This is a genomic window from Myxococcus sp. AM010, assembly GCF_013372585.1.
Lineage (GTDB): Bacteria > Myxococcota > Myxococcia > Myxococcales > Myxococcaceae > Myxococcus > Myxococcus vastator.
Genome location: NZ_JABXEO010000066.1, coordinates 14,687 through 33,566 on the forward strand (window position 1 = coordinate 14,687; position 18,880 = coordinate 33,566).

17 protein-coding genes are annotated in these 18,880 nt (G+C 70.2%); 11 read left to right on the plus strand and 6 right to left on the minus strand.

Annotation, left to right across the window (positions count from 1 at the left end; translation table 11 throughout):
• The first annotated feature begins 10 nt into the window (after positions 1-10).
• From HV826_RS26020 to HV826_RS26030, 3 genes are all read left to right on the plus strand, one after another.
• Positions 11-1,396, plus strand: coding sequence for a hypothetical protein (locus HV826_RS26020; protein ID WP_255217417.1), 1,386 nt, complete (start codon positions 11-13; stop codon positions 1,394-1,396).
• Between the two features lie 96 nt (positions 1,397-1,492).
• Positions 1,493-3,463, plus strand: a complete 1,971-nt coding sequence (locus HV826_RS26025; RefSeq protein ID WP_176419675.1) for a rhomboid family intramembrane serine protease — start codon at positions 1,493-1,495, stop codon at positions 3,461-3,463.
• A 604-nt stretch (positions 3,464-4,067) separates the two neighbouring features.
• Positions 4,068-4,385: a hypothetical protein gene (locus tag HV826_RS26030; protein ID WP_176419676.1), complete on the plus strand. Its 318-nt coding sequence runs from the start codon at positions 4,068-4,070 to the stop codon at positions 4,383-4,385.
• Positions 4,386-4,390: 5 nt separating this feature from the next.
• On the opposite strand, the gene HV826_RS26035 is transcribed toward HV826_RS26030, so the two are convergent.
• The 5 genes from HV826_RS26035 to HV826_RS26055 all read right to left on the minus strand — a co-directional run bounded on the left by HV826_RS26035 (position 4,391) and on the right by HV826_RS26055 (position 8,559).
• A complete protein-coding gene (locus HV826_RS26035; RefSeq protein ID WP_176419677.1) occupies positions 4,391-4,756 on the minus strand; it encodes a DUSAM domain-containing protein in 366 nt (121 codons plus the stop codon).
• 4 nt (positions 4,757-4,760) lie between these two features.
• Entirely contained in the window at positions 4,761-5,048 is a 288-nt protein-coding gene (locus HV826_RS26040; protein WP_255208366.1) for a hypothetical protein, read from the minus strand.
• Positions 5,049-5,677: 629 nt separating this feature from the next.
• Positions 5,678-6,043 (minus strand): hypothetical protein, encoded by a 366-nt coding sequence (locus tag HV826_RS26045; protein WP_176419679.1) that lies wholly within the window; start codon positions 6,041-6,043, stop codon positions 5,678-5,680.
• Complete coding sequence (locus tag HV826_RS26050) at positions 6,040-7,131, minus strand: acyl-CoA desaturase (protein ID WP_217917782.1); 1,092 nt, start codon at positions 7,129-7,131, stop codon at positions 6,040-6,042. The genes HV826_RS26045 and HV826_RS26050 overlap by 4 nt, the downstream gene beginning before the upstream one ends.
• Positions 7,132-7,401: 270 nt before the next feature.
• Positions 7,402-8,559: a site-2 protease family protein gene (locus tag HV826_RS26055; protein ID WP_176419680.1), complete on the minus strand. Its 1,158-nt coding sequence runs from the start codon at positions 8,557-8,559 to the stop codon at positions 7,402-7,404.
• Positions 8,560-8,770: 211 nt separating this feature from the next.
• On the opposite strand from HV826_RS26055, the gene HV826_RS26060 reads away from it, so the two are divergent.
• From HV826_RS26060 to HV826_RS26085, 6 genes are all read left to right on the plus strand, one after another.
• Positions 8,771-9,466, plus strand: coding sequence for a Coq4 family protein (locus HV826_RS26060; protein WP_176419681.1), 696 nt, complete (start codon positions 8,771-8,773; stop codon positions 9,464-9,466).
• Positions 9,460-11,037, plus strand: coding sequence for an acyl-CoA carboxylase subunit beta (locus HV826_RS26065; protein ID WP_176419682.1), 1,578 nt, complete (start codon positions 9,460-9,462; stop codon positions 11,035-11,037). The genes HV826_RS26060 and HV826_RS26065 overlap by 7 nt, the downstream gene beginning before the upstream one ends.
• Before the next feature lie 117 nt (positions 11,038-11,154).
• Entirely contained in the window at positions 11,155-11,769 is a 615-nt protein-coding gene (locus HV826_RS26070; protein ID WP_176419683.1) for a hypothetical protein, read from the plus strand.
• Positions 11,770-11,807: 38 nt separating this feature from the next.
• Positions 11,808-13,325, plus strand: a complete 1,518-nt coding sequence (locus HV826_RS26075) for an acetyl/propionyl/methylcrotonyl-CoA carboxylase subunit alpha (RefSeq protein ID WP_176419684.1) — start codon at positions 11,808-11,810, stop codon at positions 13,323-13,325.
• A 24-nt stretch (positions 13,326-13,349) separates the two neighbouring features.
• The gene (locus tag HV826_RS26080) at positions 13,350-13,859 is read left to right on the plus strand and encodes a biotin/lipoyl-containing protein (RefSeq protein WP_176419685.1); all 510 of its coding nucleotides are present in this window, start codon (positions 13,350-13,352) and stop codon (positions 13,857-13,859) included.
• Between the two features lie 4 nt (positions 13,860-13,863).
• Positions 13,864-14,379, plus strand: coding sequence for a YfbM family protein (locus tag HV826_RS26085; protein ID WP_176419686.1), 516 nt, complete (start codon positions 13,864-13,866; stop codon positions 14,377-14,379).
• 18 nt (positions 14,380-14,397) lie between these two features.
• Here the strand turns inward: HV826_RS26085 and HV826_RS26090 are convergent, their stop codons facing one another.
• Positions 14,398-15,174, minus strand: coding sequence for a TSUP family transporter (locus HV826_RS26090; protein ID WP_176419687.1), 777 nt, complete (start codon positions 15,172-15,174; stop codon positions 14,398-14,400).
• 134 nt (positions 15,175-15,308) lie between these two features.
• On the opposite strand from HV826_RS26090, the gene HV826_RS26095 reads away from it, so the two are divergent.
• Positions 15,309-16,121, plus strand: coding sequence for a hypothetical protein (locus HV826_RS26095; RefSeq protein ID WP_176419688.1), 813 nt, complete (start codon positions 15,309-15,311; stop codon positions 16,119-16,121).
• Between the two features lie 99 nt (positions 16,122-16,220).
• A complete protein-coding gene (locus tag HV826_RS26100; RefSeq protein WP_176419689.1) occupies positions 16,221-18,845 on the plus strand; it encodes a DnaJ domain-containing protein in 2,625 nt (874 codons plus the stop codon).
• The last annotated feature ends 35 nt before the right edge of the window (positions 18,846-18,880 follow it).

The following is an 18,880-nucleotide window of genomic DNA, read 5'->3' on the forward strand; positions in this document are numbered from 1 at the left end:
TCACAGAGACATGCTCTCCTCGCTCGTCCTGGCCGCCACCCTGGCAGCGGCCCCTGCTCCCCGCGCCGCCGCTTCGGCGCAGACGATCATCCATGTGCCGCGGGTGGATGCGTTGACGGGGCTGGCCGCGTTCCTGGAGCGCGCGGGCCAGCACGCCGCGCTGCTGCGCCCCTCGGCGTGGCGGACGGAGCTGCATCCCTTCCTCACCGTCGACCCCACGAGGCCCCAGTCCCTGGCCGAGCTGGGCCTGGACCCGGCCGGGCCGGCCACCGTGTCCATGCGCAAGGACGGCCGCGTGTCCTGCATGCGGGTGGCCGACGCCAAGGTGTTCCAGGCAAGGGCCGCCGAAGCCATCACCGCCGCGGGCGGCGCCGAAGCAAAGCCCACCACGCGCGGAGGTGTGACGACGGTGCATGTCGACCGCGACATGGGCGGCAGCATGGGCTACGCGATGAAGGGCAAGGAGGTCTGCGCGTTCGGCGCCATCGAGCGCGGCGGCGCGGACCTGCTCAAGGAATCCGTCCGGCTGGTGGGCAAGACGCCCGCGCGGGATGCCCGCCTGGGCAAGGTGCCGGGCGTGGCGTTCGTCGTGTCAGGCAACACGGTGGTGGGCCTGGACGGCACGGCCAACGCGCTCCAGGTGGAAGGCGTGACGACGAAGCTGCGGCTCCCTGCGTTCCAGACGCGTGGCACCAGCCCCTACGCGGCGATGAAGGCGGAGGGCCTGCTCTACTCGCGCGCGTCCGTCTCTCCCACGGGGGTGACGCAGTCGGTGGACACGATGCGCTCCACGCTCCAGGTCGTGTGCCCTACGTGTCCGAAGGAGCAGCTGCTGTCCATGGCGAAGGCCGTGACGAAGCAGCTCACCGGCCACCTGTTGGTGAACATGGACCACGTCCAGGTGCGCGGCTCGCTGCGCGCGCTGTCGACGCGCTTCTTCGCGGTGCGCCAGGCCGTGGCCGCCGAGGTGAAGGACGTGGCGGCGGTGAAGGCCGCGCTGGCCCCGCTGGGCAAGTTCCCGGACGTGCTCGTGCTGGAGGACGGCTGGAAGCTCCCGCTCAAGGGCGGCAACGTGTTCGTGCGTTTCAAAGGCAAGCAGCTCGTCCTGGGCAATGAAGAGTCGGTGACCCAGGCCACGCTGGCGGCGCTGACGGAGACAGGCTCGAAGACGGAGCACCCGGTGGACTTCGCGTTGGACCCCAAGCGGGTGGCGCGAGGCCTCGCGCAGATTTCGCTGACGGACATCCTGACAGACGAACTGCTCGCGGCCCTCTTCGCGGCCAGCTCCGAGCTGGGGCCGCTGCTGGCGCGCAGTGAGCGCATCACCGGGTGGATGGACGCCGCCCCGGGCGGAGCCCACCGCGTGTCCCTGACCTGGCCGCTGCCTCCGCAGTAGGCGCTCGTTCCTGCAGCGGCGGCACGGGGTGACGCGCCATAGCGAGCCTCCGCCGTGGTATGTCAGGCCCTCAACGCACGAGGGGGGAGCCACACCATGATGCTGTTCCTGCCCCTGGGGGTGGACGACACCGAGCTGGAGCGGTTGCCTCGTGTGTCCATCACCATCGCGGCCATCTGCATCGTGGCCTTCTTCATCTCCTGGGTCATTCCGTCCGCCCCCATGGGCGTGGGTGAAAACGAGCTGCGCTCCCTGCTGGAGCAGTCGCTCGAGCACCCGGACCTGGAGTTCCCTCCCGCGTGCGCGGAGCGGCTGCTGTCCGATTCGGGCCGGAGGCTGGTGCGCAACCTGCACCAACGCGTCGCGGAATCCGACGGAGCGGAGCGCGTGACGAACCGGCAGCAGGGGCTGAATGAGCGCTGCGAGGAGCTCATCGCCCAGCACGAGTCGAGCCTGCTCGCGCGCTTCTCCCTGGTGCCCGCGCGGGGACTCGTCCAGCCCGGCTGGCTCACGTACATGTTCCTCCACCTCGGGTGGATGCACCTGCTGGGGAACCTGCTGTTCTTCTATGTGACCAGCCTGCTGCTCGAGGACGCTTGGGGCCGGCCGCTGTTCGCGGGCTTCTACGTCGTGGGCGGGCTGGTGGCGGGCGTGGCCCACTATGCAATCGACCCCTCATCAGAGTCGGTGATGGTGGGTGCCTCCGGCGCCGTGGCCGCGTGCATGGGGGCCTTCTGTCTGCGCTTCGCCCAGCGACGGGTCCGCATCGGCTACTTCGTCTGGGTGCTGAAAATCTTCCGCGGCACCTTCCCCGTTCCTGGTTGGGTCTGGGGCGGCCTGTGGTTCGGCAACGAGGTGTTGAACTACTACCTCCTGGGCAACAACACGGGCGTGGCGGTGATGGCCCACATCGGCGGTTTCGTCTTCGGCTTCGCGGGCGCGTCGCTGCTCCGCGTCACGCAGTTGGAGGAACGGGTGGTGGCGCCCGCGCTCGCCGCGAAGCAGGGCGGCTGGGTGGTCGACCCGCGGCTGGCGGAGGCCCAGGCGGCGCTCGACCAGGGCGACCGCACGGCCGCGCGGGCGGGCTTCCAGCGCTTGCTGAAGACCCAGCCGGACCACACCGACGCGATGCTGGCGCTGGGCCGCATCGAGCTGGAGGACGGCGAGACGCGGGCCGGCACGGCGCGGGTGGAGCGGGCGCTCCATACGCTCGCGGGGCGTGCGTCCACGGACGCGCTGTGGTTCGCGATGGAGCCACTGGTCTCGCTACTGCCCATCAACGCGCTGCGGCCCGCCTCCGCGTGGAAGCTGGCGCAGGCGCTGGACACGGAAGACGCGCCGCCGGCCTCCCTGGAGACGACGGAAGCCCTGTACAGCGTCGCGGGCGGGGGCGCGGGCTTCATCGCGGTGCGAGCACTCATCCGCGCCACGGAACTGCGGATGGCGCACGACAAGGATTTCGAGCGGGCAGCGGGCTACCTCGCGCGCGCCAGGCCGCTGCTGACGGGAGAAGCCGCGGCGGCAGGTGACCGGGTTCGGGAGCTGGACGCCGAAGTCACGCGAGTGCTGGAAGAGAACGCCTGGAAGAAGCCGGACGCCGCGCCAACACCCGCCGTGGACGCGCCTCCCGCCCCGCCGCGCATCTTTCCCTGCCGCATCGTGAGCATGACGGACATGGCCCTCACCGTGGAGGCCGCCAATGGCCAACGCAGGACGATGGCCATGACGGAAGTGCTGGCGATTGCCGTGGGCATGTTGCCCGTCGCAGGGCCTCCGGGGACGCCGCCGCGACAGACCGTCCTCACGGACCTCGTGCTCTCCTGGGGCAGCGCCAACGAGGGTCCACGGGTGCTGCGGGTGAATGTCGCGGGGCTCGCGCTGAACCACTTCTATCCAGGCGTGGCGCCACGTGAGGCCTATTCCCGGTTCCTCGCGGACATGCTGGAGCGAACCAGCGCCAACGCGCTTCCGGACGCATCTGCCCTGAAACAGGGGCAGTACCCTCGCTTCAACAGCGAGGCGGAGCTGAGCCAACACTTCTACGGCGTGAGCGCGGCGGCGGCCTGATAGCGGCGTGCGGATGAAGCGAGCAGCCGGCGGCTGTGGCCCAATGCGTGCTCTTGGCGCACCGCTGGGTGCGCGATGGCGACGATTCGGGGTGCTCACCAGGCTCCGGGGCCAACGGTTCGACGGGCTCACCTGCACCCATGACGCGCCGACCTCTGTGCCTACGCCACGAGCAGGCTACCGCGTCTCATGCCTGTGGGTCGGGCGCGCAGCCCGGTGGATAGCTGTTCGGAAATGTCGGGACTTTTGTGGCGTCAAAACCCCCGACATTTCCGAACAGCGAGCTACGGGAGTGACTCCGGCCCCCCCCGCCGCGAGGGGGCCCCTGGGTGGCCGCGTGGTCCGTTCAGCATGAAGTCCGGCACGGAGGTGATGGCATGGCATCCGCGCGCGCCGTGCGATGACGAGGTGCCCCGCGCGCATGCACTCCCACGCGAACCGCTCCATCTTGCTGTCGCTCCTCCTGCCCTGCCTGGCGCTCGCGCAGCCCATGGACGACACGCCGCGGAGGACACGCCCACTGCGGCGGCGCCGTCGCTCAGTTCATCTGCGCTGCGCGATGAGGCCGGTGCTCGCATCGCTGAACTCACTTTCGAGGCCGGCCATGACACCCGTGAAGAATCCACTCCTCCATCGCTACTGGCTGGAGTTCGACCGCCGCGTAGACAACTGGCCGCCGTCGAGCCGATGGATGATGCTCCTGGGGGGCTGCGGCGTCACCGCCTTCACGGTCGAGGACGCCCTACGGCTCGTCCGCGAGTCCCTGTTCAAAGACGAGCCCCTGCCCCCCTTGGCCCGAATCATCGAGGACGTGGACATCACCACCTTGGACGCCGGCCACATTCGCCCGAACATCCACGAGCCCGTCCGCCGGGGCATCTGGTACCCCATGGGACACTACACGTCAGGCGGTTCGCAGTAACCCGTTCACAGGTCGTCCAGCGCCAGCTCGGCCTGCTCGCGATAGAGAGGCACCTGCTCCACCGCGAGCACGTCTTCCAGCAGCGTGCGCGCGCCCACGGCGTCGCCCGCGTCCCGAAGCCGACGGGCCCCCGTCAGCGCGCGCATGAGGCGTTGCGAGCCGTCACGAATGCGGCGGCGAGTCTCGTGAAGCAGCGCAGTCGCCGTGGCAACACCCGCGACGGCGGCCTGTGCCTCCTCTTCAGGGATGCCCACCTCCCGCGCCGAACGGAGGAGCAAGGCGCGCACCTCGGACGTCAGCGACAGCGGCTCGCCGGCCTCCACGCGCCGCGCCAGTTCACGCACCGGGTCCCAATCAATCGACTCGGCCATGGACTCACTCGCCTCCCTTGCGACGGCGGCACTTGTCCACGGGCCATTCGTGTTGCCCTTCGCAATACCGGAAGCAGTCGTAACAAGAGCCTGACCAGGCCTCCTCCTGACACTGGGCGTAGGCGTCGATGCACACCTGCTTCCACCCGGGGATGGCTTCTTCACTGGCCTCGGACGCGGACTCGACGGCCTTCATCGGCGCCAGGTACTTGCTCACCTCCGAGGCCGTCAGCCCGCACCGCTCGGGCGTGGCCGGGTGCGTCTTCACGCAGCAGCTCACCGTCGAATCCATGGGGCCGCATTGCGCCTGGGCCAGGTACACGGGCTGACGAACCGCGGTGGAATGAGCGCTCCCGCCACACCCCAGCGCCGAAAGAGCAACGGCTGCCAGCGGGCCCCACATCGCACAGCAATGCAAGGATGGCTCGTTTTCCATGAATAGCAGCTTACACGCGCTTCATGCATGAACAACCCTCCTTTCACGCCGCCAGCCTCCGGGCGCGCCCACGGCAAGCCTCCGAAGCCGCGGCGCACGTCCGCGCTCCAGGGCCCATCGCCACGGCGCGAGCCCGCGATGCCGCCCTGACGTCCGCCCCACCTGAGCGCGTCCTGGATGCCGCCATGCACGTCCCCTATGCAACGTATCAGGTAGGCAGCACAAGCAGGGACTCACCGTGCCGGGTTGCCGCTCCCTCGCGCGGCGCCTGTCCGACGTCCGCGGGGAGAAGCCGAGGCGCGTGGGTGGGAGACAAGGGGAACAGCCCGCGCCTCGAGGGACTGCCGGACCGCCGCGGCCCCTCCCAGCGCGTGGGACGTGCATCAGGCAGGCGGGATGGCGCGGGCCGGGTGTGCGTGGAGGCCGCCCTCGCTGACGCGCTCAAGGCCCCCTGGGGCGAGCGCGTCAGCGTCGGTGTCGCACGCCTACCAGTGGCGGCGGGGAGGCGCGGCGGGCGGCGGAGGCGCGGGCAGGGGCTCCAGCATGCCGCACTTCAACAACCGCTCGACGGCGTCCTTGACCGCCTTCGCGGGCGCGTCGCAGCTCTCGAGGTTGCGTGCCGCCTCGGAGACGGTGCGCCCGCCCGCCTCGAACTCCACCAGGTAGAGCCCGTCCTCCGCGGCGAGCCCGAGCGACGCGCCCCACCTGGCGCGAGCCGCGTCGAACTGGGCGCGGCCGCTGCCGGCCTTGGCCGCCTCAATCATGGCCGAATAGGAGGCCACGGCCTCCGTGCCCTTGACCGAGAGCCGGAACTTCTGCGCCCGCCCGTACCGAACCTTCTCGTCACTCATGCCGCCCTCTCGATGGCTGGCTGCCCCATCCGCTTGAGCCACCGCACGTGGCTCTTCAATGCCGCACCGACGCTCTCATTCGCCCGGTAGCGAACGCCGTGCTCCCGGCAGGTGTCCTCGACAATGCGCGAAAGCGCCGGGTAGTGCAGGTGACACACCCGCGGGAAGAGGTGGTGCTCCACCTGGAAGTTCAGCCCTCCCAGGTACCAGCTCACCAGCCGATTGCCTCGGGCGAAGTCCACGGTCGACGCGACCTGATGCGCGGCCCAGTCGCGGGGGAAGGGGCGGTTGGCATCTGGCTGCAGGGAGAAGTCCGCCTCCTCCACGCAGTGCGCCAACTGGAACACGGTGGCCAGCGTCAGCCCGAGCACGAACGAGGCGAGCGCATACCCCAGCGCGACCTGCCAGAGCGGGCGGAAGAACAACGGCAGCGCGATGGTCCAGCCATAGAACAGCAGCTTCCCGCCCAGGGCCCCGGCCAGCTTCAGCCCGCCAGGGCGCGGCATCTTCTGCCGCCCCACGCGTCCGGTGACCAGGTCCTTGAAGTCATCGACGAAGTGCCACTTCACGGGGAGCAGCGCGTAGAGCCCCCAGATATAGGCATGCTGGAAGCGATGCGCCGTGTGCTGCCGCTGCCCAGGCGCCAGACGGCACAGCGGCTGGATGTCGATGTCCGCATCGAGGCCGACCACGTTCGTGTGGCTGTGATGGAAGATGTTGTGCTTCCAGTTCCACACGTAGGACGAGCCACCGACGGCGTCGAGCGTCCACCCGAGAATCCGGTTGATGCCCCGATGCTCCGAGTAGCTTCCGTGGTTGGCGTCGTGCTGGACGCTGAACCCCACCCCCGCCACGGCCAGCCCCAGGGACACGCACCCGGCGACCGCACCCCACGGCCCCGAAGCGCCCACGAGGAGCCAGACATAGGAGGCCGCGAGCCACCCCAGGATGACCACCGTCTTCGCGTACATGCGCGGGAGGTCACGAGGCGAGCGCCCGCTCGCTCCCAGGTAGACCTCCACCCGCGCCTTGAGGTCCTGGTGGAAAGGCCCCGACTCGAGAAACTTCGCCTTCGTTGCTTGCGACAACGTCCACCCGCTCTCAAGCCGCCAGGGTCACCGCCGGAAGAACCTGGAGTCGCGCTGGGAGGATCCCGCCGCGGCCATCGCCTGCCTGGTGCCGAAGGACGATGTAACACATTGGCTGAGTGGACTGTTCCGGTGGTGCGGGACCTCCCCCAGATTCAATCGCCGCGGCCTGGACACGCGCCTGGCGGCCACGTGCGCTCACGAACGCCGCCGGACTCCCGCTGTCGGCCCATCGACACGGGCCAGCACCTCAAGCCCACATGAGCCCCGTCACGCCGGGCGCTCCTGCCGCCACCGCCGCTCCTGCTGACCACTGCGCTCCTCGCGCGCCTGATACAGCGACAGACCGCGCTGCACGTCATTCACGTCGAGCGTCCCCGCCAGCGCCCCATCCGCCTCCACCACGACGAGCTGGGGCATCTCCTCCTCCGCCATGCGCCGCAGGGCCGTCCAGCCATCCTCATCCAGCCGCGCCACCACGGCGGGCACCATCACCTCGCGCGCGCTGCGCGTCATCCGCTCCGAATCCGGCACGGCCCGCACCGTCTCCAGCGACACCTGCCCCACCGGCCGGCCGTCCTCCGTCACCGGCAGCAGCAACAGCCGCTCACGTCGCAAGTCCCACAGCGTCTGCTCCAACGACGCCCCCGCGTCCACGCCCACCCGTCGCGGCGTCATCAGGTCGGCCACCGGCACACGCTCCAGCGTCGCCTTCATCCGCACCTGCTGTGCCTCACCCTGCGCGCCCATGAAGATGAAGAACGCGATGACGGCCAGGAACGGGTTGAACGACAGCACCGCCCCCACGCCGAACAGCACCGCGAACCCGCGCCCCAGCCAGGACGCCACCTGCGTCGCGCGCACCATCCCCAGCCGCCCCGCCAGCGACGCGCGGACGATGCGCCCACCATCCATGGGGAACGCGGGCAGCAGGTTGAACACGCCCAGGAACAGGTTCAGGCTGGCCATGTAGAAGAACGCGAACTGGACGTTGAACGAGCGCGTCTCCTGGAGCAGCCACGTCGCGCCGCCGAGCAGCGCCGCCAGCAGGATGCTCGTCAGCGGCCCCACCGCGGCCATCAGCGCTTCGTCCCGGGGACGCGGCGGCGCCTCCGTCAGCTCCGACACACCGCCCACCATCATCAACGTAATCGAGCGCACCTTCCCGCCGCGGCGCAGCGCGTACACGGTGTGCGCCAGTTCGTGGACGAACACGGACGCGAACAGGCCCACCGCCACCACCAGCCCCCACAGCGCGGGCGAGCCGCCCAGGCGCTCCGGTGGGACTTCGGCTACCTCCGCCGCGCGCCGGAAGGCGCCGCCGAACAGGAACGCCAGCAGCGGCAGGACGAGCAACAGGGAGAAGTGGACGCGGACGGGAATGCCGCGGAACGAGCCGATTTGAATGGAACCTCGCGCGGCACGCATGGCAGCCCTCCCATGGCTTCAACCTCCGTCCCCTCCACCCGGCGCGCACGGACCTGGAGGCGGCCCGGTCGGCCGCCCGCCCCCTGAGTGTCCGCTCCTCGGCCTTTGAGCTGTCCGCCCGCGAGCACGGCCGCGGTCACCCCGCCCCGCCCTGGCGCCTCCCGCCTACGCTGGACGCGTTGGCCCCAGCGGCCCCCACCTTGGAGGCACCATGAGGAATCCTGTCGCGTATGCGTGGACGGCATGGCGGATGGCTCGGGCCCTCCGCCACCCGGAGAAACTCCAGGACGTCCTGGGTCTGGCCCCGGTGCTCGCGCCCCCCATGGCGATGCGGCGGCTGGTGGAGCGGCTGATGCGCCACGCCCCCGCGGCCCAGGCCTTCATTGAACGCCCGCGCATGGGCCCGCTCCCACTGGCCACGCTGCGCGCCCTGCCCGAGCACACCCTGGGACGTGCCTTCGTCGACCACCTGGAAGCGAACCAGGTGGACCCGCGCGCCCTGCCCTCCCTGGAGGCGCGGACCGACGAGGAGTACGTGCGCGCGCACCTGCTCGAATCCCATGACGTCTGGCACGTCCTCACGGGCTTTCCGACGAGCGTGACGGGCGAGCTGGGCCTCCAGGCCTTCAGCCTGGCCCAGGTGGGCAGCCCCTTCGCGCTGGGCATCCTCGCGGGCGGCCTGACGAACACCCTCCTCTACGCGTTCTCCCAGCACGAGGAGCGCATGCGCGCCATCGTCCGGGGCTGGCTGCTGGGACAGCGCGCCCGGCCCCTCTTCGGGGCGCCGTGGTGTCAGATGTGGGAGTCGCCCCTGGTGGAGGTCCGCCAGCGCTACGGCCTGGACCTGGCGGCGGTAGACATGGAAGTCCGGAATCCAGGCAGCGCGTCTGCGCCCCAATCATGCTAGACGCGCCCCATGGACCAGACTCCCGAGAAGGACCCCTCCGCGCGCGTCTCGAGAAGATGGAGAAGCAGGCCGAGCTGGGTGGCGGCGCAGACCGCATCGCCAAGCAGCACGAAGCCGGCAAGCTCACGGCCCGCGAGCGCATCGACCTGCTCCTCGACCCCGGCTCCTTCTGCGAGCTGGACAAGTTCGTCACCCACCGCTCGAGCGAGTTCGGCATGGGCGACAAGAAGATTCCCGGCGACGGCGTCGTCACCGGCTACGGCACCGTGGAAGGCCGCAAGGTCTTCGTCTTCGCCCAGGACTTCACCGTCTTCGGCGGCTCGCTGTCGGGCGCCTACGCGCAGAAGATCTGCAAGATCATGGACCTGGCCACCCGCGTGGGCGCGCCCGTCATCGGCCTGAATGACTCGGGCGGCGCGCGCATCCAGGAGGGCGTGGAGAGCCTGGCCGGCTACGCGGACATCTTCGTGCGCAACACCCTGGCCTCCGGCGTGGTGCCCCAGATTTCGCTCATCATGGGCCCGTGCGCGGGCGGCGCGGTGTACTCGCCGGCCATCACCGACTTCATCATGATGGTGAAGGACACCTCGTACATGTTCATCACCGGCCCGGACGTCATCAAGACGGTGACGCACGAGGAGGTGTCGAAGGAGGCGCTGGGCGGCGCCGTCACGCACAACCAGAAGTCCGGCGTGGCCCACTTCGCGGCGGAGAACGAGCAGGCCGCCATCGTGATGACGCGCGAGCTGCTCTCCTTCCTGCCCTCCAACAACCAGGAAGAGGCGCCCGTCCAGCCGTGCGAGGACGACGCGTTCCGGGCCGAGGAGTCGCTCAAGACGATTGTCCCGGCGAACCCCAACAAGCCCTACGACATCAAGGAAGTCATCAAGGCCATCGTCGACGACAAGCACTTCTTCGAGGTGCAGGAGCACTTCGCGAAGAACATCGTCATCGGCTTCGCGCGCATGAACGGGCGCAGCGTGGGCGTCGTCGCCAACCAGCCCGCGGTGCTCGCCGGCGTGCTGGACATCGACGCCAGCATCAAGGCCGCGCGCTTCGTGCGCTTCTGCGACTGCTTCAACATCCCGCTCGTCACGCTGGTGGACGTGCCCGGCTTCCTCCCCGGCACCGACCAGGAGTGGGGCGGCATCATCACCCACGGCGCCAAGCTGCTGTACGCCTACGCCGAGGCCACCGTCCCCAAGGTCACCGTCATCACCCGCAAGGCCTACGGCGGCGCCTACGACGTCATGGCGTCCAAGCACATCCGCGCGGACATGAACTTCGCCTGGCCCACCGCCGAAATCGCCGTCATGGGCCCCGAGGGCGCGGTCAACATCATCTTCCGCAACGAGCTGCTCAAGGCCACGGACACCGCCGCCGAACGGGCAAAGCTGACGGCGGACTACCGCGAGAAGTTCGCCACCCCGTTCAAGGCGGCGGAGCTGGGCTACATCGACGAAATCATCCGTCCGGAGGAGACGCGCGCCAAGCTCATCCGCGCCCTGGAGCTGCTGAAGGACAAGCGCCAGGAGAACCTCCCCCGCAAGCACGGCAACATCCCGCTCTAGGTCTCTTCCAGCCCTCGCCTGCCCGCCCTCTCTCGCCAGCAGGGCAGGCAGGCGCGCGCGGAGGGGAAATTTGGGGATGACGAACGGGCTTACAGGGGCCAGGAAAGGAATCTCAACTTGTCCCACCGTCGCCTCATCCTCTTTCTCTCCGACGTCGAAGGAAACCTCACCGCCCTGCGGCAGACGCTCAAGCGCGTGTGCGAAGCGGTGGACCTGGCCACGCCCGAGGTGAAGTGGGTGGAGCCTCCGCCAGAGGGGCTGGCCGATGCGGGCTGGCACGCCGTCGAGCTGGAGCTCCCGCCCGCCCCTGGCCGCAAGGCACGCAAGTCCGAGCAGCCCTTCCTGGAAGAGCAGCTCGACGCCATGAGTCAGGCCCTGGCGCAGGACTTCCGGGACCGGGCGCTGGGCCTCTTCGTGGACCGCGAGCACAGCTACGCGCGCTCCTGCATCAGCGGCCCGGGGCGCCCGTCCAAGGCCGTGGAAGGTGAGGTTCTGGACGTCATCCGGCAGGCGGCGCGCTGGCTGGACGTGGAGACGGGCATGCTGGCCCGCCTCTTCGGCGGCGGCAACGCGGCACGCAACCTGTTGGCTGCCGCGGTCGACTTCGGCAACGAACCTGGACGGTCGGGTCCGCCGAAGCCGCCGGAGCCGGACGAGGACGACCGCTTCGTGGAGGCCAAGCTGACGCAGGCTCGCGCTTACATGGAGCAGTACCTGAACACCCGGAAGTAGAGGCGGCAAACAGGGGCGCCCCGTGCTAGACGGGCCCCATGCCCAAGATCCGCAAAGTGCTCGTCGCCAATCGCGGCGAGATCGCCATCCGGGTGATGCGCACGTGCAAGGAGCTCGGCATCGCCACGGTGGCGGTGTACTCGGAGGCGGACCGCTCCGCCCTGCATGTGCGCACGGCTGACCAGGCCATCTTCGTGGGGCCCCCGCCTTCGCGTGAGAGCTACCTGGTGCAGCAGCGCATCCTCGACGCCGCGAAGCAGGCTGGCGCCGATGCCATCCACCCCGGCTATGGCTTCCTCTCAGAGAACGCCGCCTTCGTCCGCGCGTGTGACGCCGCGGGGCTGACGTTCATTGGCCCGCCGGCGTCCGCCATGGACGCCATGGGCGAGAAGACGCGTGCCCGCGCGAACATGATCAAGGCGGGCGTGCCCGTGGTGCCCGGCACCACCGAGCCCGTCGCCTCCGTGGAAGACGCGCGCGCCTACGTGGAGAAGATTGGCCTCCCCGTCATGCTCAAGGCCGCGGGCGGTGGTGGTGGCAAGGGCATGCGCAAGGTGGAGCGCATGGAGGACTTTGAATCCTCATGGCGCGCCGCCAAGAGCGAGGCCCTCAACGCCTTCGGCAACGACGCCGTCTACATCGAGAAGTACCTGGAGAAGCCACACCACGTGGAGATCCAGGTCTTCGCGGACCAGTTCGGCAACACCATCCACCTGAACGAGCGCGAGTGCTCCGCGCAGCGCCGGCACCAGAAGGTGGTGGAGGAGACGCCCAGCCCCATCCTCTCGCCGGAGCTGCGCGCGAAGATGGGCGAGGTCGCGGTGAAGGCGGCCAAGGCCGTCAACTACGTGGGCGCCGGGACGGTGGAGTTCCTGGTGGACGTGCACCGCAACTTCTACTTCCTGGAGATGAACACCCGCCTCCAGGTGGAGCACCCGGTGACGGAGTGGGTGACGGGCCTGGACCTGGTGGCCATGCAAATCAAGGCCGCCGAGGGCGAGAAGCTCGGCCTCACCGAGGCCCCCACGCCGCGCGGTCACTCCATTGAAGTCCGCGTGTACGCGGAGGACCCGAGCCGCAACTTCATGCCCAGCCCGGGCAAGATTACGTACCTGCGCGTGCCGGGTGGGCCGAACGTGCGGGACGATTCGGGCGTGTTCCCCGGGTACACGGTGCCCAACGTCTACGACCCGATGATTTCCAAGCTGTCCGTGTGGGCCCCCACGCGGCGCGAGGCCATCGCCCGCACGCAGCGCGCGCTGTCCGAGTACGTGGTGAAGGGCATCACCACCAACATCCGCTACCTGAAGGCCATCCTGGCGCACCCCGAGTTCATCGAGGGCGACTACGACACCAGCTTCCTCACCCGCCAGCACGACGCGCTGCTGGGCGCGGAGGACGCGAAGCTGAGCGAGATGGCGCTGCTGGCCAGCGTGGTGCACACGTACCAGAAGGACCAGAAGCGCGCGAAGACACTGCCTGCCGCCAGTGGCGGCCAGGGCGGTGGCAACGGCGGCGTCTCCCCGTGGAAGCTGGCGCTGCGCACGCGCCGCTAACCCCCAAAGCTCGGAAGGACTTCCATGCGTTACTTCACGAAGCAGCAGGGCCAGAAGGAAGCCGTTCCCGTGGACCTGGAGCCCCTGGGGAACGACCAGTACAAAATCACGGTGGGCGCCACCACGTACCAGGTGGACGCGCTGGCGCTGGAGCACGGCACGCTGTCCATGCTGGTGGACGGCCAGTCGTACAGCGTCGAGTTCGAGGAGAACGGCGACGAGCTTGGCGTGCTCCTGCGCGGCCAGGTGAACCGCATCGACGTGGCGGATGAGCGCCGGCTGCGGCTGCGCGCGGCCAACGCGGCCTTCTCCGTTGAAGGCAAGCAGCTGGTCACCGCGCCCATGCCGGGCAAGGTGGTGAAGGTGCTGGTGAAGGTGGGCGACGAGGTGACGGAGGGCCAGGGGCTCGTGGTGGTGGAGGCCATGAAGATGGAGAACGAGCTCAAGAGCCCCAAGGCGGGCAAGGTGACGGAGCTGTTCGCCAAGGAAGGCACCGCCGTGGAGAACAACGCCAGGCTGGTGGTGGTGGAATAGCGCCATGGAGATGCTCTGCACCCTGCGCAGCGCCACCGAGCCCCAGCGCGTCGCCCTGCTCCAGTTCCCCGAACGGCTGGAGGACTTCGTCGACGATGATGAGGACTTCGGTGACCCGAAGGGCTCGGCGTTCCTGGAGCTGGACATCGGCGAGGCGTGGCACGGCCTCCAGTACCTGCTGACCGGAACGCCGTGGGAAGGCAGCGCGCCGCTGGACTTCCTGGTGCGTGGCGGCGAGGACGTGGGCGACATCCCCTCCGAGGAAGGCACCGCGCGCGTCTTCACGCCCGCCGAGGTCCAGGCCCTGGCCACGGCGCTCCAGCAGGTGACGGAGAAGACGCTGCGCGCGCGCTACGACGCGTCCGCCATGCAGGCCCAGGACATCTACCCCGGGACGTGGGACGAGCCCGAGGCCGAGGTGGACCCACTGGAGGAGCTGCTCTCCTACTTCGAGGAGCTCCAGAAGTTCATGGCCACCGTGGCGAAGCGCCGTGAGGCGCTGCTGGTGCACATCGGCTGACGGCGGGTGACGGGCTCCTCAGGCCGTCACCACGTCGTGCCCCAGCTTGAGCACCAGGGCCAGCACCACGCCCAGCACCACCTTGCGCACCAGCGTGTCGCCGCCCTTCACCGCCAGGTGCGCGCCCAGCCAGGCGCCCACGAACTGGGCGCCGGCCATGGGCAGCGCCACCTTCCACAGCACCACGCCCTTGAAGGCGAACAACGCGACGGAGGCGAGGTTGGAGGCGAAGTTCACCACCTTCGCGTCCGCGGACGCGCGCGCCAGGCCGTGTCCCAGCAGGGACGAGAAGGCCACGATGAGGAACGTCCCCGTCCCCGGTCCGAAGAAGCCGTCGTAGGTGCCGATGACCAGCGCGATGAGCGCGCCAATGGCGCGTGCGCGCGCGGGCGGCCCGGGCTCTGGCGTGTCCCCTGGACGCGGCGACTTGCGGAAGGCGAGGAACACCGCCACCGCGATGAGCAGCACCAGCACCAGCGGCTTGAGCACCTCTGGCTTCACCAGCAGCACCAGCGCCACGCCCGCGAAGGCCCCACCCAGGCCGAAGGGGAACGTCACCCGCGCCAGGCGCCCATCCACCAGCCCCGCGCGGGAGAAGCGCACCAGCGCGGCGAACGCGCCGAAGACGGACTGCCCCTTGTTGGTGCCCAGCGCCACGTGGGGCGGAAGTCCCGCGGCCAGCAGCGCGGGGAGGGAGATGAGCCCGCCGCCTCCCGCGATGGCATCCACCAGGCCGGCAATCAGCGCGGCGAGACACAGCAGGATGAGGTGCAGCGCACTGACGTCCACGTCCACCGGGGTGAGCCTCCTCGCGGGCGGCGCCTGGGTACCACGGGCCCGGCCCGCCGCCCATGACCGCCCGCTTCTTGCGTCACCGCGCACCTTGGGCGTCAATGACGGGGCGACTTTGCTCCCCCGCCGAGGTCCCCGTGCTCGCTTCCTTCCTCACCGTGCTGGCGCTCACCCTGGGCTCGGTTCCGCTTCCGCAGGACCCGTCCAAGCCGACGTGCCGCGCCATCGACGGCAAGGTGTCCTGCGGCTACGGGTGCATGTCAGACGGACAGCGGGTGCGTTGCGCGCAGACGCCGCAGGGCCACTGCCAGGTGATTGACGGGCAGGCGGTCTGCTTCGACCCGCCGGCCTACGTGCAGAAGGCCTATGGCGCGGCGCTGCCGAAGCCGGGGTGTCAGAGCATCGATGGGGTGGTGGCGTGTGGCTACAACTGCGCGACGCAGCCCGGCCGGGTGAAGTGCGCGCAGACCCCCGCGGGCGTCTGCCGGGGCCGGAGCGGCGAGGTGGAGTGCTTCGACCCTCCGGCCGTGGTGTTCGCCGTGTACGGCAAGGACACGCCCACCGCCCAGTGCCACAGCAACGCCATGGAGTTGACGTGCGGCTATGGCTGCATCAACGCCCCGGAGGGGGTGCGCTGCGCCCGGACGCCCGCGGGCGTGTGCAAGCTGGCCGGCGGCAACCTCCGCTGCTTCGACCCCTCCCCCGCCGCGCTGTGCGCCTGGAAGCGCGAGCTGCCCGCGCCGCAGTGCAAGAACACCGAGGCGGGCCCGGTGTGTGGGTACAACTGCACCACCGCCTTCTCGAAGTCCGCCTGTGCGTCCACCCCGGACGGGCTGTGCAAGGTCTTCGACAGCGAGGTGTACTGCTTCGATCCGCCCGCTGAACAGAAAGCGGACGCGGCGTGTCTGGCGGCGCTCGGGCTCGCGGCGCTGGATGGCGCGGCGCCCTGAGTCGAAGTAAGGGGCTCGCGCTCCGGCGCTCTGCTTTGATGCGGCGGAGGACAGCGGTAGGGTTCGCTTTTCTCGCAGGACGAAGGAGCAAGGCCGCGCATGGCGGAGGGTGAGGTCCGGCAGTACTGGGTCCGCAACGACAGGGGCACCATGTGGGGGCCCCTCACCCTGCCGACCATTGAACTGCTCATCGAAAGCGGCTCCATCCAGGGCCGGCTCCAGATGTCCGAGGACGGGCTCAACTTCGCCTTTCCCTGGCGCTTCCCGGAAGCGCGCGACGTCGTCCCCCGAGAGCTGTGGGGCCCGGGCGCACCGGCCGCCTCCGCCGCGGAGCAGGCCGCTCCCGTGGGTGTGGTCTCCGGAGCGCCCGTCGTGACGGGTCCAGGTGCCCGGCCCGCGGCAGGCCCCGGTGTCGCGCCAGGCGCGGGCCCGGGAGCGGCGCCCATCGCGGGTCCCGGTGTCCGGCCCGTAGCGGGCCCGGGTGTCGCGCCGAGTGCGGGTCCGGGTGCGGCGCCCATCGCAGGTCCCGGTGTCCGGCCCATGGCGGGCCCGGGTGCCCCCATCGCGGGACCCGGTGTCCGGCCCATGGCGAGCCCGGGTGCCCCCATCGCGGGACCCGGTGTCCGGCCCATGGCGGGCCCGGGTGCCGCACCCATGGCGGGTCCCGGCGCTCGGCCCCCTGAGGCCCCCTCGCGGCGTCCCGCGGCGCCTGCCCCGCATGCCCGTCCTCCCGGAGCGGTGCCACCGCCGCCCGTAGCGGGAGCCGCGCGTCCGCCGAGCGCGCCCCCTGCGAGCCCGGCTCCGGCGTCCGCGCCCGTAGCGGTGCCCGCGGTGGAGGGCGATGACGCCGCACCGGAGATTCCGGCGCTCGGCCAGCTCGAGCAGCTCTCCCCCTTCCGCCTGTATGGCCGCGTCGCCGCGCGAGAGCAGACGGGGCTGCTGTCGCTGACGCTGGCCGACCGTGTCGTCCAGATTCACTTCCGCAAGGGCAACCCGGAGTTCGTCGACTCGTCTCATCCCGAAGAAGCGCTCGGGCCATCGCTGGTCGCGGCGCGGCTGCTCACGCCCGCGCAGCTTCAGCAGGCCGAGCCCGCGCTGGAGCGCTTTGGCGGAGACCTGCTCACCGCGCTCTTCGGTCTGGGACTGCTCCAACCGGCCACCGCCTTCGCCATCCTGGCGCAGCGCGCGGGCGGCATCCTGTCCAGGGGCCTACGGGCTGAAGCCGGGACGTTCACCTTCGAGCTGAAGGACCTGCCCTCGCACAAGGCGATGCCGCTGGGCCACCGCTGGGCGGTGCTGAGCGACACGGTGCGCCGGATTCCCTCCGCGGACCTCAAGCGCCGGCTGACCCCGGTGCTCCAGCTTCCCATCATGAAGTCCGGTGGCGTCGTGGCCGCGAGCGAGCTGCGCCTCACGCCGCACGAGGTCCGCGCGCTCACGGTCATCGACGGTGTGCGCTCGGTCGCGCAGTTGCTGACGGACTTCGCGCAGGACTCGGACCACCTGCTGCGGCTCGCGTTCCTGCTCAAGGAGCTGGACGCGGTGTCGTTCGCCGGCCAGGCCAGGACGGCGCAGGACGTGGGCCCACGAGCGCCAGGGGCCGGAGGTGCCCAGCCCTCCACCGGTGCGCAGGCGGCGAATGTCGCCGTGGGCCAGCAAGCCGCTGGTGCGCCGCGTCCCGCCGGAGCCGCTCCGAACGTCGCGGGACGTCCGCAGCCCGCGAGCGCCACGCACGCCTCCGCGCAACAGCGTCCCGCTGGAGCCGCTCCGAATGTCGCGGGAGGTCCGCAGCCCGCCAGGGGGGCGCAAGCCGCCGGCGCCGTGCCCCAACGCCCCGTGGCAGGAGCAACGCCCGCGGCAGGCCCAGGTGCCACGCGCCCCGCGGGCACGGCCCCAACCGCCGGCCCCGGTGCCACCGCCGCGCGTCCTCCAGTCGCCGGGCCCGGCGCCGCCCAGCCCCGTCCGCCGCCGTCCCTGTCCGCACAAGGCGCGCAGCGTCCCGCCGCACCCGCTGCCACGGCGACGCCCGCGAATGCACCGGGCGCTGAAGAGATTCCCGCCCTGCGCCAGCTCACGATGGCGATGAAGCAGCAGAACCACTTCCAGCGGCTCGGGCTGACGGAGCAGACGAACGCCAGCGCGGTGAAGATCGCGTACTTCCGGCTGGCCAAGCTGTACCACCCGGACACGCTCCCGCAGGGGGCGCCGCCGGAGCTGGAGAAGCTGAAGGCGGAGGTCTTCGCGTATATCGGCGACGCCTACCGCACCCTCTCCGACGACAACAGCCGCGCCAGCTACATCGAGGAGCTCAAGAGCGGCGGCAGCGGAGACGGGGTGGACATCAACGGCATCCTCATGGCGGAGGAGCTGTTCCAGAAGTCCTGCATCCTGGTGAAGGCGCGCAAGTTCCCGGACGCCGTGAAGATGCTGGACGAGGCCATCAAGCTGAACCCGGAGGAAGCGGAGTTCTACGCGTGGCGTGGCTACGCGCGCTTCTTCACGGCGGCGGACAAGAAGGCCGCCCAGCCCGAGGCCTTCCGGGAAATCCAGAACGCCATCAAACGCAACGAGCGCTGCGCCCCCGCACACTACTTCCTGGGCGTCATCGCCAAGCTGAGTGGTGACGCGCCGGGCTCGCTCAAGCACTTCAAGCGCACCGTGGAGCTGCAGCCGGACCACATCGACGCGCAGCGAGAGATCCGCATGGCGTCGCAGAAGAAGTAGGGTGCGCCCCCCTTACCCGAAATCACGAAGGAGAG